Origin of the sequence: Actinomadura soli (assembly GCF_005889715.1) — a bacterium.
Lineage (GTDB): Bacteria > Actinomycetota > Actinomycetes > Streptosporangiales > Streptosporangiaceae > Spirillospora > Spirillospora soli.
On sequence record NZ_VCKW01000096.1, the window covers coordinates 14,960 to 29,002 of the forward strand.

The 14,043-nt window shown below is 75.2% G+C and carries 14 protein-coding genes; 7 read left to right on the forward strand and 7 right to left on the reverse strand.

Going from position 1 to position 14,043, the window contains the following annotated elements; translation table 11 throughout:
• Positions 1 to 101 precede the first annotated feature (101 nt).
• Positions 102 to 812, reverse strand: coding sequence for a hypothetical protein (locus ETD83_RS19625; protein WP_230421030.1), 711 nt, complete (start codon positions 810 to 812; stop codon positions 102 to 104).
• Between the two features lie 367 nt (positions 813 to 1,179).
• Here ETD83_RS19625 and ETD83_RS19630 point away from each other — a divergent pair, with 367 nt between their 5' ends.
• The 3 genes from ETD83_RS19630 to ETD83_RS19640 all read left to right on the forward strand — a co-directional run bounded on the left by ETD83_RS19630 (position 1,180) and on the right by ETD83_RS19640 (position 3,375).
• Complete coding sequence (locus ETD83_RS19630; protein ID WP_138646592.1) at positions 1,180 to 1,782, forward strand: sigma-70 family RNA polymerase sigma factor; 603 nt, start codon at positions 1,180 to 1,182, stop codon at positions 1,780 to 1,782.
• Positions 1,779 to 2,519, forward strand: a complete 741-nt coding sequence (locus tag ETD83_RS44605) for an anti-sigma factor family protein (RefSeq protein ID WP_138646593.1) — start codon at positions 1,779 to 1,781, stop codon at positions 2,517 to 2,519. Before ETD83_RS19630 ends, ETD83_RS44605 begins: the two co-directional genes overlap by 4 nt.
• A 103-nt stretch (positions 2,520 to 2,622) precedes the next feature.
• Complete coding sequence (locus tag ETD83_RS19640; RefSeq protein ID WP_138646594.1) at positions 2,623 to 3,375, forward strand: hypothetical protein; 753 nt, start codon at positions 2,623 to 2,625, stop codon at positions 3,373 to 3,375.
• Here ETD83_RS19640 and ETD83_RS19645 read toward each other — a convergent pair.
• Together ETD83_RS19645 and ETD83_RS19650 are read right to left on the reverse strand one after the other, a co-directional pair.
• Entirely contained in the window at positions 3,372 to 4,166 is a 795-nt protein-coding gene (locus tag ETD83_RS19645) for an ABC transporter permease (protein ID WP_138646595.1), read from the reverse strand. The genes ETD83_RS19640 and ETD83_RS19645 overlap by 4 nt on opposite strands.
• On the reverse strand, positions 4,163 to 5,152 hold the full coding sequence (locus tag ETD83_RS19650; protein ID WP_230421031.1) for an ATP-binding cassette domain-containing protein: 990 nt from the start codon (positions 5,150 to 5,152) through the stop codon (positions 4,163 to 4,165). The genes ETD83_RS19645 and ETD83_RS19650 overlap by 4 nt, the downstream gene beginning before the upstream one ends.
• A gap of 94 nt (positions 5,153 to 5,246) precedes the next feature.
• Between ETD83_RS19650 and ETD83_RS19655 the strand changes: the two genes are divergently transcribed.
• Positions 5,247 to 5,999 (forward strand): TetR/AcrR family transcriptional regulator, encoded by a 753-nt coding sequence (locus ETD83_RS19655; protein ID WP_138646597.1) that lies wholly within the window; start codon positions 5,247 to 5,249, stop codon positions 5,997 to 5,999.
• Here ETD83_RS19655 and hrpB read toward each other — a convergent pair.
• A complete protein-coding gene (gene hrpB, locus ETD83_RS19660) occupies positions 5,983 to 8,496 on the reverse strand; it encodes an ATP-dependent helicase HrpB (RefSeq protein ID WP_230421032.1) in 2,514 nt (837 codons plus the stop codon). The two genes, ETD83_RS19655 and hrpB, sit on opposite strands and share 17 nt — an antisense overlap.
• A 311-nt stretch (positions 8,497 to 8,807) precedes the next feature.
• Between hrpB and ETD83_RS19665 the strand changes: the two genes are divergently transcribed.
• Positions 8,808 to 9,587 carry a nuclease-related domain-containing protein gene (locus tag ETD83_RS19665; RefSeq protein ID WP_171064330.1) on the forward strand — a complete coding sequence of 260 codons (780 nt, stop codon included), beginning with the start codon at positions 8,808 to 8,810 and terminating at the stop codon, positions 9,585 to 9,587.
• A 35-nt stretch (positions 9,588 to 9,622) separates the two neighbouring features.
• Here ETD83_RS19665 and ETD83_RS19670 read toward each other — a convergent pair whose 3' ends face one another.
• Both ETD83_RS19670 and ETD83_RS19675 read right to left on the reverse strand, forming a co-directional pair.
• Positions 9,623 to 10,063 (reverse strand): hypothetical protein, encoded by a 441-nt coding sequence (locus tag ETD83_RS19670; protein WP_138646608.1) that lies wholly within the window; start codon positions 10,061 to 10,063, stop codon positions 9,623 to 9,625.
• A gap of 115 nt (positions 10,064 to 10,178) precedes the next feature.
• Positions 10,179 to 10,541 carry a hypothetical protein gene (locus tag ETD83_RS19675; RefSeq protein WP_138646599.1) on the reverse strand — a complete coding sequence of 121 codons (363 nt, stop codon included), beginning with the start codon at positions 10,539 to 10,541 and terminating at the stop codon, positions 10,179 to 10,181.
• 56 nt (positions 10,542 to 10,597) lie between these two features.
• On the opposite strand from ETD83_RS19675, the gene ETD83_RS19680 reads away from it, so the two are divergent.
• Entirely contained in the window at positions 10,598 to 11,326 is a 729-nt protein-coding gene (locus ETD83_RS19680) for a histidine phosphatase family protein (protein WP_138646600.1), read from the forward strand.
• 31 nt (positions 11,327 to 11,357) lie between these two features.
• Here ETD83_RS19680 and ETD83_RS19685 read toward each other — a convergent pair whose 3' ends face one another.
• A complete protein-coding gene (locus ETD83_RS19685; RefSeq protein WP_138646601.1) occupies positions 11,358 to 12,824 on the reverse strand; it encodes a GAF domain-containing protein in 1,467 nt (488 codons plus the stop codon).
• 624 nt (positions 12,825 to 13,448) lie between these two features.
• On the opposite strand from ETD83_RS19685, the gene ETD83_RS19690 reads away from it, so the two are divergent.
• Positions 13,449 to 14,009, forward strand: coding sequence for a hypothetical protein (locus ETD83_RS19690; protein ID WP_138646602.1), 561 nt, complete (start codon positions 13,449 to 13,451; stop codon positions 14,007 to 14,009).
• Positions 14,010 to 14,043 lie beyond the last annotated feature (34 nt).

The following is a 14,043-nucleotide window of genomic DNA, read 5'->3' on the forward strand; positions in this document are numbered from 1 at the left end:
GCGTCAACCGCGCACCGGCCCGATCGCTTCCCGCCGGTCCCGATCACTTCCCGACGGTGATCCCGCCAGGCGGAAGCGCCTGGCGGGACCACCGGGCCGGGTCACCGGGCGGCGAGGGCCGGGAAGTCGAGGACGCGGGCGTCGGGAGCCGCCCGGCCGCCCGGCGGCCCGCCCCGCTCGCCACCGTCCTCGCCTCCGTCCCGGCCGGCCGGCAGACCGTCCCGGCGGACGGCGCGGCCGGTGAGGATGTGGCCGCGGAAGGCCGCGCCCTTCGCGGTCACCTTGATGGGCTGGAACGCCCCCGGCGGCAGCGCGCAGAACCCGGTCCGCACGACGTCCTCGAACAGCGAGTCGGAGACGACGTAGGCGAGGTCGCGGTCCGCGTCGTCGATCAGCAGCCGGCGCAGCGGCGCGGCGTCCAGCAGCCGCTGGACGACGATCGGCGCGTCGCCCGCGGGCCCGAAAGGCCCGGCCGTCAACGTGCCATGGTGCACCGAGAGCCGCACCCGGAGCCGGTGCCGGCCGGTCTCCCCACCGGCCGCGGCGCCTTCCCCGCCCTCGTCCTCGTCGCCGCGGTTGAGGTCGCGCAGCGCCTCGGCGAGGCCGATGACGAACTCGCCGGCCACCGTGGCGGGGTCGGTCCCGTCCGGCAGCGTGGCGAGCTCCCCGTCCCCGCCGACCTGCTTCTCCCAATGGCCGCGGTCGAGGCCGACGCCGTGCGCGGCGCGGTCGAGCGCCTCGCACAGGTCGCGCTGCGCGAGCAGCTGCTCGCGGGTGTCGCGCTTGCTGTAGCCCTGGATGTCCACCGCCATCAGCAGGCGGTAGCTCAGTCGTGTGTTGCCGTTCCCTTTCACTATGCCGATCCGCCCCTCGGTCCTTAGCTGGGCAAATGGGCCTGATGCCCGCATTCGCTCCAATGCGTGGAGTGAGCGTTGCCCTTCCGGGGACCGGCGCGGCGTGGCCCCGTGCCGACTTTCGGTACTAGGACGCGGCTCGCGGGCCGTCCGCGCCGGGGGTAAGGCAAGGATGTCGAACCAGTAAGGGGCGAACTGGAAAATCCGGCCCGGAATGGGGTCCCCGGTTGAACCGCCGGCGACCAGGGGCCCGTACTGCCTCCCGACGTGACACCTGGCTCACGGTCACCGCGCCGTCCGCCCCCGCTTCAGCCGGAGACCCCCGATGGCCCACAGATCACCGACCGCCGTGTCGGCCCCGCGAGAACGTCCCGCCGCAGGCCCGTGGAGCTGGTTCCGCGGCCCGCGGCCCCCGGGCGCCGTGGACGACCAGGTGATCGTGACCGAGCTGTACCGCGTGTACGGCCGTCCGCTGCTGTCGTTCGTGCTCCGCCTGACCGGCGGGGACCGGCACTGGGCCGAGGACGTCGTACAGGAGACCATGATCCGCGCGTGGCGGAGCGCGCACCAGCTCGACGAGAACGCGACCTCGCTGCTGCCCTGGCTGGCGACGGTCGCCCGCCGGATCGTCATCGACGACCAGCGCCGCAAGAACGCCCGGCCACAGGAGGCGGGCGAGGGCCCGCTGGAGAACATGCGCGTCCCCGACGGGTTGGAGGATCTGCTGCGCTCCGTCGTCGTGTCCGAAGCACTCCTCGCGCTGTCCCCGGCCCACCGCGAGATCCTCAACGAGACCTTCTTCCGGGACCGCTCGGTGAACGAGGCCGCCAAGCAGCTCGGCATCCCCGTGGGCACGGTGAAGTCCCGGGTCTACTACGCGCTCAGGGCGCTGCGCGTCGCCCTGGAGGAAAGGGGCGTGACGCCATGAGCGCGGACATGCTGCACATCGACGTCGGCGCCTACGCCCTCGGCCTCCTGGAGGAACCGGACCGGCGGGCGTTCGAGGCCCACCTGTCCGGGTGCGCCGCCTGCCAGGCGGAGCTGGGCGAGCTGCGCGGCATCGCCGCGACGCTGGACGGCATCGGCCCCATCGCCGAGCCTGCGGACGCGCCCGCCGCGCCGGCACCGCCCGAGCCCGCGGTGGTGAGCGACCTGCTGCGGCACCGGATCCGCCGGGAGCGGCGGCACCGCTCGACGCGGGCGCTGGCCGCGGCCGCCGCCGGCGTCGTGCTGCTCGGCGGGGCGCTCGGCACCGGGTACACGCTGGGCGCCGACCGCGGCGGGCAGGCGTCCGACCAGGACGGCGGGACGGCCGCGCTGATGCGGGACGGGCACCGGACGTCGGCCGCCGACGCGGGCACCGGCGTCACCGGCACGGTCGCGACGCAGGACAAGGCGTGGGGCAGCCGGATCGGGCTGGAGCTGAGCAAGGTCCGCGGCCCGCTGGAGTGCGAGCTGGTCGCCGTGGACCGTGCGGGCCGCGCCCACACGGTGGCGGGCTGGGCCGTCCCGGCGGCGGGGTACGGGCTGCCCGGGTCCGCGCAGCCGCGGCTCACCCTGCAGGGCGGGACGGCGCTGCGGTCCGGCGAGATCAGCCGGTTCGAGGTCCGCACGACCGGGCGGGCGGCGGGCGGGGCCCGCACCCTGCTGACCGTCCGCGCCTAGGGCCCGGCCCGGCCTGGGGCCCGAGAGCCCGCGGCGCGTCCCCGGGGCCCGGCCGCACCGGCCGCGGGGACGCGCCGCCCCCCATGTCCCATACGCTGGGACGATGAGTGCGACCCGGCCGTCCGCGGGGCCGGAGCTGATGCTGCCGGGCCTCCGCGAGGTGTACGCGGCGTTCGTCCGGGAGGCGGACGCGCTCCCGGCGCTGCCTGGCCCGCTGGAGGCGGAGGTGTGGACGTCCGCGCGGCTCGGCGCCCTGGAGGCCGCGGCCCCGCACGCGCAGGGCCTGCGCGCCGCGCTCGGCGACCTGATCACCTGCCTGCGGGCGGCCGCGACGCCGGGGGCGCGGGCGTTCCTGGCGGCGCTCGCCGCGATCGGCCCCGTGGCGGGGCGCGCTGCGGCAGGTCGGGCGGCCGATGGGCTCGGCGGCGTCGCGGCGGCGCCGTGGGAGGGGTCGCTCGGACGTGCCGTCCCCGGCCAGGTATGGCTCATCCAGGAGGGCCCGCTGGACGGCGACCGCCTCGTCTGCGAGTTCCGCTACGAGGGCGCCGGCACGCGGGGCCTGCACGCCATGGCGGTGCGGCTCGGCCACGGCGACGCGCCGTCCGAGGTCGTCATCGTCGGGGACGTCCCTGCGCTGATGGCGGCGGCGCGGCAGGCGATGCGGGCGGAGCTGTGCGTCGTCCAGCCGTACGATCCGGCGGCCGTGGGGCCGAGGCTCCGCGCCGCGCTCCACAACGCGGAGCCCGGGGGGCGTGGGGGGTCGTCCCCCCACAAGAAAACAGGCGCGGAGCCTGTACCCGAGGCGTGCTATCCGGCGATGGCGCTGGCGCGCCATCGCGCCGGACTGCTGCCCTAGCCGCCCAGGGCGCGGTAGCGGCGCACCGACAGCGGGGCGAACACCGCGGCGATCGCCAGCGGCCACACCACCGCCATCAGGACGCTGTGCTGCGCCGCCCACGACCCGCCGGACACGGGGTCGCCGAACAGCTCGCGGCACGCCGTCACGGTCGCCGACATGGGGTTCCACTCGGCGATCGCGCCGAGCCAGCCCGGCATGGTGCTCGGCGCGACCAGCGCGCTGGACAGGAACCCGATCGGCCACACCAGCACCTGGACGGCCGCGACCGACTCCGGCCCCTTCGCCATCAGGCCCAGGTAGATGCCGAGCCAGATCAGCGAGAACCGCAGGAGCAGTAGGAGCCCGAGCCCGGCGAGAGCCTTGGCGGCGCCGTCGTGGACGCGCCAGCCGATCAGGACGCCGCACGCCGCCATCACGGCCAGCGCGACGACCGAGTGCAGCATGTCGGCCGTGGCGCGGCCCACGACGACGGCGGACGGGGCCATCGGCATCGCGCGGAACCGGTCGGCCACGCCCTTGGCGGCGTCGCCGGCGATCGCGGTGAACGTCGTCTCGACGCCGAACGCCATCGTCAGCGCGAACATGCCGGGGACGATGAACTCCCGGTAGTTCCCGCCGCCCGGCACGTCCATCTGGCCGCCGAACAGGTAGCCCATCATCAGCACGACCATCACGGGGAACAGCAGCGCCATGGCGACCTCGCCGGGCCGCCGCGCCCAGTGCGCGAGGGCCCGCGCGGTCAGGACCCGGCCGTCGGCGACGGCCCACCGCAGCGTCTGAACGCTCACGAGCGCACCCCCTCTTTCTCGTCCTGGACGTTTTCCGTGTTCTCGATGTTCTCGGTGAGGTGCAGGAACACCTCGTCCAGCGTGGGGCGGCGCAGGCCGATGTCGGCGACCCGCAGGCCCGCGTCGTCCAGGGCTCGGAGGACCTCGGTCAGCACGGTCGCCCGCCCGGTCACGGGGGCGCCGACGCGCAGGGCCTCGGCGTCCACGTCGACCTCGGCGGACGCGACCCGGCCGACGATCTCGGCGGCGGTGGCGAGCGATCCGGGGTCGTCCAGGACGACCTCGACGCGGTCGCCGCCGAGCCGCGCCTTGAGGGCGTCCGGCGTGCCCCCGGCGATGACGCGGCCGTGGTCGATCACCGAGATGCCGTCCGCGAGCCGGTCGGCCTCCTCCAGGTACTGGGTGGTGAGCAGGACGGTCGTGCCGCCGCCGACGAGGGTGCGGATCGCGTCCCACACCTCGCCCCGGCTGCGCGGGTCCAGGCCGGTGGTGGGCTCGTCCAGGAACAGCACCGGTGGCGCGAGGATCATGGACGCGGCCAGGTCGAGGCGCCGGCGCATGCCGCCGGAGTACTCGCTCACGGGTTTCGCGGCGGCCCCGGTCAGCCGGAACCGCTCCAGCAGCTCGTCGGCCCGGCGCCGCGCGTCCTTCGCGCCGAGGTGGTAGAGGCGGCCGAACATGACGAGGTTCTGGCGCCCGCCGAGCACCTCGTCGACCGCCGCGTGCTGCCCGACGAGCCCGATCCTGGTCCGCACCTCGGCGGCCGCGCGGACGACGTCGTGCCCGGCGACGCGGGCCGTGCCGCCGTCCGGCCTGGCCAGCGTGGCCAGGACGCGGACGGCGGTGGTCTTGCCCGCGCCGTTCGGGCCGAGCAGCCCGTGCACGGTGCCGGCGGGCACGCGCAGGTCGAGCCCGGCGAGTGCGTGCGTGCCGCCGTAGCGCTTGCGCAGTCCTTCGGCGACGACCGCGAACCGTGGTTCCGCCACGCGCCCTCCAAAACTATGTACGCAGTACGGATTTACCATCCCGGCCAATATAACGTACGACGTACAGAGTTTCATCCCTGAGAGGATCGGCGGTGTGACGACCGAGTACAGCGGGGGCGGCGACCCCAGGCGCAGCCTGGAACTCCTGTGGGGCGTTCGGGAACGGCCGAAGCGCGGCCCGAAGCCGCGGCTGACCGCCGAGCAGATCGTCCGGACCGCGATCGAGGTGGCCGACGCCGACGGCCTGGACGCCCTGTCCATCCGCCGCATCGCCGACGAGCTGGGCGTCTCCCCCATGTCGATCTACACCTACGTGCCGGGCAAGGCCGAGCTGATCGACGTCATGCTCGACCGCGCGTTCGGCGAGCTGACGCCGCCCGGCCAGGACACCTGGCGGGCCCGGCTGGAGCACATCGCCCACGAGAACTGGGCGCTGTTCCACCGCCATCCGTGGCTGCTGCGGATCACGGTGGTCCGGCCGCCGATGGGCCCGAACACGATCGGCAAGTACGAGTACGAGCTGCGCGCCGTGGACGGCATCGGCCTCACCGACCTGGAGATGGACTCGGTGGCCGCGCTCATCACCGGCTTCGCCGAGAGCGCCGCCCGCGTGTCGGTCAGCGCCGCCGAGGCCGAGCGCCGCAGCGGCATCAGCGACGCGCAGTGGTGGGAGGCCACCGCCCCCTTCCTCGACACGTTCGTGGACGAGGCCGACTATCCCGTCGGGACCCGCGTCGGCACGGCCGCCGGGCAGGAGTACAACTCCGCCGTCGCGCCGCGCCGCGCCTTCGAGTTCGGGCTGGCCCGCATCCTGGACGGCATCGAGGTCCTCATCGACTCCCGCTAGACCTGGGCGCCTTGGTGCGCCTTGTCGGCACGGCCTGCGCCGGGTCCTCGGGCCATGGGTGCTTGGGATAGCGTCCGCGCAGCTCCGCCCTGACCGCCTTGTAGCCCTCGCGCCAGAAGGACGCGAGGTCCGCGGTGACCGCCGCCGGGCGTCCGGCCGGGGACAGCAGGTGGACGACCAGCGGCACCCGTCCGCCCGCGAGGCGCGGCGCGGCCTCCCATCCGAACAGTTCCTGGAGCTTCACCGCCAGGACGGGCCGCTCCTGCGCGTAGTCGACCCTGATCCGGGACCCGGACGGCACCTCGACGCGCTCGGGCGCGTACTCGTCCAACCTGCTCGCCTGCTCCCAGGGCAGGAGGCCGCTCAGCATGGCGGTGACGTCGATCCTGCTCAGGTCGGCCCGTCGCCGCGCGCCCGCGAGCCACTCCGGGACGCGTTCCAGCAGCGCCGCGTCGTCGACCGGCGGCCACGGCTCCCCGAGCGCCGCGTGGAGGAACGCGAGCCGGTCGCGGAGGGCGCGGGCCGCGGGCGTCCAGGTCAGCAGGCCGAGCCCCTCGGCGCGGACGCCGTCCAGGAGCGCCGCCCGCACCAGGTCCGGGTCGGGGTCGCGCAGGGGGCGCGCGTCCAGTTCGATCGCGCCTAGCCGCTCGACGCGCCGCGCGACGACGTCCCCGTCCCGCCAGGCGACCTCCTCGGCCGTCTCCAGGAGCGGCGCGGCGGCGAACCGCGCCACGTCCTCGCCGATCACCACGGCCTGCCGGACGCGCGCCGACGCCGCGCCCGCGGGCCGGTCCGCCGCCGCGATCGCCAGCCATTCCGCCTGCGCTCCCGCGAGGGCCGAGCCGTCGGCGAGCACGGCGCCCGTCCCGGACGCCATCAGGTAGCCGCTCCCCCGCCGCGCCCGCGCGACACGCTCCGGGAACGCCAGCGCCGCCACGACCCCCGCCGCGTGATCGTCTCCCTGTCCCGCCGGGGACTCGGCCGCGTCCGTGAGGGATCTGTGCAGGCGGCGGGCCTCGTCGCGCCAGCGGGCCGCGTGGGCGTCGGCCGGACGGCCGGGGCGGCGGAGGGCGCGCCAGGCGGCGGTGAGGTCGTCGCCCGACGAGCGCGGCGGAGGTTCGGACAGCAGCGCGACGATCTCGGCGGCGCGCCGTGCGCCGACCTCGGGGGCGCCGTCGATCAGCGCGCGGGCCAGGCGCGGGTGGAGGCCGACGCGGGCGAGGCGGCGGCCCCGGTCGGTGATGTGCCCCCCTCGGGAGGCACGCACGGCGCCTAGGGCGTCCAGGGTGGCGCGGGCGGCGTCTAGCGCGGCGCGTGGCGGCGGGTCGGGCAGGGCGAGGCCGGACGCGTCGGGGTCGCCCCAGCAGGCGGCCTGGAGCGCGAAGCCGGTGAGGTCGGCCAGTTCGATCTCGGGACGGGGCCGGGCGGGCAGGCGGTCGTGCTCGGCCCGCGTCCAGCAGCGGTAGACCGCGCCGGGCGCCTCCCGTCCGGCGCGGCCCGCGCGCTGGTCGGCGGTGGCGCGGGACGCCCGGACGGTGGTGAGCGCGCCGAGGCCGCGGGCGTGGTCGGTGCGGGGTTCGCGGGCGAGGCCGGAGTCCACGACCGCCCGGACGCCGGGGACGGTGAGGCTCGACTCGGCGACGGACGTGGCGAGGACCAGCCGCCGCCTGGACGCCGGGGCCAGCACGGCGTCCTGCACCTGCCGCGGCGCCTGGCCGTGGACCTGCACGACATCGGCGGACACGTCCCCGAGCAGCCCGGCGACGCGGGCGATCTCGCCGACGCCGGGCAGGAAGCACAGGACGTCGCCGTCGCGTTCGGCCAGGGCGCGGCGGGCCGTGGCGGCGACGTGCGCGAGGAACGCGGGGTCGACGCGCATGCCGTGCGGCGGCGGGGCGGGACGCGGCGGCGGCGCCCAGACCGTCTCCACGGGGTGCAGCGCGGCCTCGGTCTCGACCACCGGCGCGCCGCCGAGGAGCCGCGCCCACGGGCCGGTGTCGGCGGTCGCGGACGCGGCGACCAGGCGCAGGTCGGGCCGGAGCGCAGCGCGGACGTCGAGGAGGAACGCCAGCGCGGTGTCGGCGTCCAGATGCCGTTCATGGCATTCGTCCAGAATCACCGTGGCGACGCCGTCGAGGTCGGGGGCCGACTGGAGGCGCTGCAGGACGACGCCGGTGGTGACGACGTCGACGCGGCCGCCCGGACGCGTCTCGCCGCGCACGGTGACGCCGACCCGCTCGCCGACGCGCTCGCCGAGGAGCCAGGCCATGCGGCGGGCGGCGGCGCGCGCGGCGAGCCGCCGGGGCTCCAGGACCAGCACCTTCCCGGCCGGCGCGGTGCCGCCGAGGGCGAGCCCCGCGAGAGCCAGCGGGACGAGCGTGGTCTTCCCGGTGCCGGGCGGAGCCGCCAGCACCGCCGCGCCGTGGCCGTCCAGGGCCGCGCGGAGGGCGGGGACGGCGCGGCTGACGGGAAGGCTCTCGGCGGCGTCGATGTGCACCGCCCCAGTCTGCCCGAGGGCCCGGGCCGTGCCGTTGCGTGATCGCCCATGCGGGGAATGCCACGCAAATGAAAAAGGCCCCGTGCGTTGCGGTGATAGTTGCACCGAGCCTTTCAGCAATTCCAGTGCCGCCATCCGAAGTCTTCCCTGGATTCCACTCGTCCAACCCGCCGAAAGACCAGGTAGGCATTGCTTTCAAGACCTGGAAGTTGCTTCCACGATTGATTTACGTCACCGTATGAACTGTAGCGGCAATGCGGTGGGTATCCACATAATGAGGACGTCATAGCAGGGTGCTGGGAGGTCACGTCATGATCGGCAGCTCCATCTATCTGAGGGACAGGGCGGCGTTCACCGGCGGTTCACCCCAGGCGGTATACGAAGAGCTGTGGCAGCGCGGCCGAAAGGGTAGATTGCGGACCCGCGCAATTCTGGCGGCGGCGACACTGATACTGTGCGGGCTGCTGGTCAACGCCGTATTCGGAATCGTGATGGCGGTGCTGGTCGCGTCCGCCGACACCTTCGTGCATTGGCGAGTGCATCACGCGTCCAGCGTGTGGCGGCGCGGGCTGCGCGGCGAGGAGCGGATGAACCGGGTGCTGCGCCACACGCTGGAGCGGCGCGGGTACCGGGTGCTGTACGAGCGGGTCGTCCCCGGGCACGGGCCGGCCGACGAGCTCGTGATCGGGCCGGGCGGCGTGTGGCTGGTGCACAACGAGGCCTGGCATCCCGACGCGGAGATCTCCCACCACGGCGGCCGGCTGTTCATCGACGGGCGCACCCAGTCGAAGCTGGTGGACGGGCTGACCGCGCGGGCCGACGCCGCCGCCGAGCGGATCTCACGGGTCGCGGAGGTGCCCGTGAAGGTGACGCCGGTGCTGGCCGTCCACGGCGGCCACCTCGTCCGGACGCCGTTCGCCGCGGACGGCATCGTGTTCGCGCCGCCGCTGCGGCTGATCCGCTGGATGAGCCGCAACCCGTCCGCCGACCACTCCCCCGACGAGGTGGAGGCGATCGCCAGGGCCGCCGTCCGCGCGCTGCCGATCGGCGGCCGGCTCACCCCGCCCGCGGCCGGCATCACGGCCGCCTGACCGCGATGGTCACCCGACACCTGTGGCCGGAGGGCTCACTCGCCGCCGCCCACAGGGCGCCCACCGCCCGCTACGGGCCCGCCACCCTGGCGGGCGGTGCGGCGCAACCACAACAGTCCCGCGACCGGCAGCACCAGCGGCACGAACCCGTAGCCGCGCCCGAACCCGGACCAGACGGTCTCGTCGGGGAACGCCGCGGAGTCGGCGACGCTGAGCGTGCCCACCACCAGCACCCCGGCCAGCTCGATGGAGCACGCGGCGACGGCGACCCGGAACGACGTGCGCCCGCCGCGCGCCAGCGCGACCGTCGCCAGGACGTAGACGGCGGCGGCGAACGCCGACAGCGCGTACGCGACCGGCGCGTCGGAGAACCGGGTGGCGATCTGGACGCCCGCCCGCGCGCCGGCCGCGAGCGCGAAGACCGCGTAGACGGCGACCAGGAGCCGTCCCGGCCCGCCGCCGGTACCGGGGCGCACCGCGCCGCCCGTGCGGACCCCGGCGCCGGCGCGGGCGCCGTCGTCCGCACGGGCCCGGCGGTCGCCGCGAGCAGCGCGGTCGCCGGGGGCCTCGCCGTCGGCGCGGGCCTCGCCGTCAGCCACCGCCGCTCCACAGCTGATCGAGCCGGACGACCATGACCGCGACGGCGACCCCGGCGACGACGATCACGGCGGAGCCCCACCGGGTCCGCTCCAGCAGGCCCCATCCGGCGCCCGCGACGGGGATCAGCAGGACGCCGAGCAGGTAGCCGGCGAAGGTGGCGGAGCTGTCCGGCCCCCCGTCCCCGGAGAGCTTCACGAACCCGACGACGGCCTGCGCGATCAGCAGGACCTCCAGGACGCCGAGCGCGACGAGATGGACGGCGTCCATCGCCCGGTTGCGCAGCGCCGTCACCACGGAGTACGCGGCGACCAGCAGCGCCACCACGATGATCGCGGTGGCCAGGACGTCCGTCACGGACCAAAGAGTACTACGGCCTGTAGAGGACGATGGCGGGCGGTGGGCGTGGCAGCATGGCGGGCGTGAACGCGCTGCAGTGGCTGACCCTGACCCGGCATGGTGAGAGCACCGGCAACGTCGCGTACCAGTCGGTGCTCGGCACCGACGCCGAGGAGGCCGGCATCCCGGAACGCGACGCCGACGTCCCGCTGTCGGACACCGGCCGCGCGCAGGCGGCGACGCTCGGCCGCTGGCTCGCCGCGCTGCCGGCCGGCGAGCGTCCGACGATGGTCGTCGTGTCCCCCTACCTGCGCACCCTCGACACGGCGAAGATCGCGCTCGCGCAGACGTCCTACGCGGCGCCGCAGGACCCGGACGGCCTGCGGCCCCGGGTGGACGAGCGGATCCGCGACCGCGAGCAGGGCGCGCTGCAGGGCCTCACCGAACTCGGCGTCCGCCGCCGCTTCCCCGACGAGGCGGACCGGCTGCGCCGCCTCGGCAAGTTCTACTACCGGCCGCCCGGCGGCGAGTCGTGGGCCGACCTCGCGCTGCGGCTGCGCAGCTTCTACCGCGACCTGGAGGCCGAGGCGCCCGGCGGCCGGGTGCTGGTCGTCACGCACGACGCGATCGTGGTGATGACCCGCTACCTGGTGGAGGGCCTGTCGGAGCGGGAGATCCTGGAGATCGAGAAGACGCCGATCGCGAACGCGTCGGTGACCCGGTGGCGGCAGGACGGCTCCGGCCTGCGGGCCGTCACCTACAACGACCGCGCCCACCTCATCAACGCGGGCGTCTCCCCCTGAGCCGCCGGCCGCGCCGCCGGTGCCGCCGCCGCTAGACGTCGTCGTTGAGCAGGCGGTCGCTGCGGGACACGACGGCCGCGAGCCGCGAGTCCCCGGGCGGCAGGACGGCGCTGAGCCGCTCCAGGGCCTCCAGGTCGGAGCGTCCGGGCTCGGTCTGCGCGTAGGTCCACAGCGCGTCGGCGCCGCCCCGGTCGAGCGCCTGCCGCCGGACCCGAACGGCCAACTCGTCGCGCTCGGCGCAGATGGCGGGCGCGTCCGAGCCGGGCAGCAGCTCCCCCGTGCAGAGCCGCACGGCCCCGGCGACGTCCCCGTCGTCCAGCAGCCGCCGGACGGTGAGGAAGTCGGCCTCGACCGCGCAGTCGAGCCGGTAGGGACGCGCGCGGACGATGTCGCCGAACTGCTGGCGGAGCCGGTGGATCTCGGGCCGGACGGTCGCCGGGCTGCCGTCGTCGCCGTACAGGCAGAAGGCCAGCCGGTCACCGGTCAGGCCACGCGGGTGCAGGGCGAGCAGCGCGAGGATCTCGGCGTGCCGCAGCGACAGCGTCAGCGGCCCGCCGTCGAGCCGGGCGTGCGGGCGCCCGTCGCCGAGGAACGACAGCGTCAGCAGCGGCCCCTCGCCGGTGGCGGGCGGAGCGGGGGCGCGTCCGGGCGCCAAGGCCCCCGCGCGCGGCCCACGCCGCGCGCGGACGACGGGCGGGCGCAGCAGGTACGCCTCGCCGAGCGGTTCGGCGACGGCGGCACGGCCGTCGGGCAGCGTGACCGTCCCCCCGCTCTCGGGGAGGGGCACCCGCCGCCCGCGCCATCCGGCCAGGCCCGGCTCGCCGGGACCGGCCCCGATGATCCGGCCGGTCGCGGTGACCAGGACACCGGGCTCGCGCAGGCCACGCAGGTGCGGCAGGAGCCGCTCGCGGAGCAGCTCGTCCCGCTGCCGCATCTCGTTCTCCAGCCGCGACTCGGCCAGCCGGGCCGCCGCGCTGACGAGCGCGACGGTCGCCGGATGCAGCGCCTCCACGGTCGCGCTCACGTCGATACAGCCGATCACCATCCCCGAATCGGGGTCGGTGATCGGGGCGGCGGCGCACGACCAGCGGTGCAGGACGTGGGCGACGTGCTCGGCGGCGTACACGAACTCGGGCCGCCCGGTGGCGAGGGCCAGGCCGATGCCGTTGGTGCCGACGACGTCCTCCGACCAGCGGGACCCCTCGGTCAGCCCGATCCGGTCGGCGGCGCGGCGCACCCCGGGCGGGACCTGCGTCCACAGCACGTGCCCGCCGTCGTCGGTGATCACCATCAGGTGCTCGGTCTCGTCGGCGACGTGCCGCAGCAGGCCCTCCAGCATCGGCAGATGCGGATCGAGCGGATGGGCGATGCGCGCGTCGGCGAGGACGTCGCGATCGAACACCAGCGGCGCCGCCTCCACGTCCACGTCGACGCCCGCGCTCTCCGACCGGCGCCACGACTCGGAGATCGCCGGCCGGACGGCCAACAGGTTCCGCATACCAGTAGTCCTTTCCCCCGGAGAGAACCTGGCGTGTCTGAGGATCGGCCCATCCGCGGGGCGGCGCAACCGTTTTCCTGAGATTCTCTCGCGATCACCTCCGGCACGGTGAGTGACAGAGTGATCGCAACGTGCATGCAACGTGGGAGCGCTTACTGTAATCGGCGCTGGAAGCCGATGGGGCTGATCCAGGGGTTCCGTCGTCCGGCGCGCACGTCCGGGGGGAGCGCGCGCGGGACGGCGGAACCGGGGCCGCACAACGAGCGGCTCACGTGCGGCCGCCGAGTCCGGGGGACGCGGGGGGTGTCTCCCGGACCGGCCGCACGGGCAACAGGGTGCCCCCCGGGCTTCACGGGGAGGACGAAGAACGCATGCTCTGCCTGACCTGTCACCGTGTCCGACCGGCCCTCGACCGGGCGGACTACACCGCCGAACGGGCGCTGCTCATCGTCAGCCGCGGCCTGTGCACGTGCAGCACCCCGACGCCCGCCGAACGGGCCCGGCCCGCGGATGATCGAAAACCGGCCGGCGCGCCGAAATAAACCCTTGAGTCCCAAACCGTTCATGGGCGGTTCGCCTAGAGTTTAAGGAGTTTTTCCATCGCACCCCCCTGGAGGGAGCGCCATGACCGTGATCCCGGGTCTCGTCCGCCGCGCCGCCGCTGAGGCGGAGCGACAACTGCGCGAGGGCGTCGGCCTTCTCGTCAGACTCGGACGGGATCTGGAACGGTCGGCGGAACTCGGGCGGCTGCTTCCCGCCCTCACCGAACGCCTCAAGATACTAGAGGAGACCGTCCGCGACCAGGACGCCGAGCTGCGCAGGGTGCGCGCCGAACTCGACTCGCTGGTCGGCCAGCTCAACGACCGGTTGCTGCCGCGCATCGACGAGCGGATGGACGACGCCGAGCGCGACCTGGCCGCCGTCGCCACCAGCCTGATCCGCACCGGCCGCGACACCGCCGGCAACGGCGCCCGGCTGGAGGCCGCCGAACGCCGCATCGGCGACCTGCGCACCAAGATCGCGCAACTGGAGCAGCGGTCCGGGCTGTGGCGCGACCTGCAGTCCAACATGGCCCGCCTCGGCGACGACCTGGACGCCATGCGGGCCCGCATGGCACTGCGCGCCGCCGATCCCCCCGAGAGCACGCCCGCCACCGTGCAGAACATCACCGACCGTCCCGCGTGACCCGCCCCAGGGAGCGCGGGCTGACGTCCTGAAC

What these genes read in the sequence shown, in the direction of transcription:
- ETD83_RS19625 (WP_230421030.1), bottom strand. Translation starts at nt 812, where the DNA reads ATGGCGGTGGACATCCAGGGCTACAGCAAGCGCGACACCCGCGAGCAG.
- ETD83_RS19630 (WP_138646592.1), top strand. Translation starts at nt 1,180, where the DNA reads ATGGCCCACAGATCACCGACCGCCGTGTCGGCCCCGCGAGAACGTCCC.
- ETD83_RS44605 (WP_138646593.1), top strand. Translation starts at nt 1,779, where the DNA reads ATGAGCGCGGACATGCTGCACATCGACGTCGGCGCCTACGCCCTCGGC.
- ETD83_RS19640 (WP_138646594.1), top strand. Translation starts at nt 2,623, where the DNA reads ATGAGTGCGACCCGGCCGTCCGCGGGGCCGGAGCTGATGCTGCCGGGC.
- ETD83_RS19665 (WP_171064330.1), top strand. Translation starts at nt 8,808, where the DNA reads ATGATCGGCAGCTCCATCTATCTGAGGGACAGGGCGGCGTTCACCGGC.
- ETD83_RS19680 (WP_138646600.1), top strand. Translation starts at nt 10,598, where the DNA reads ATGGCGGGCGTGAACGCGCTGCAGTGGCTGACCCTGACCCGGCATGGT.
- ETD83_RS19685 (WP_138646601.1), bottom strand. Translation starts at nt 12,824, where the DNA reads ATGCGGAACCTGTTGGCCGTCCGGCCGGCGATCTCCGAGTCGTGGCGC.
- ETD83_RS19690 (WP_138646602.1), top strand. Translation starts at nt 13,449, where the DNA reads ATGACCGTGATCCCGGGTCTCGTCCGCCGCGCCGCCGCTGAGGCGGAG.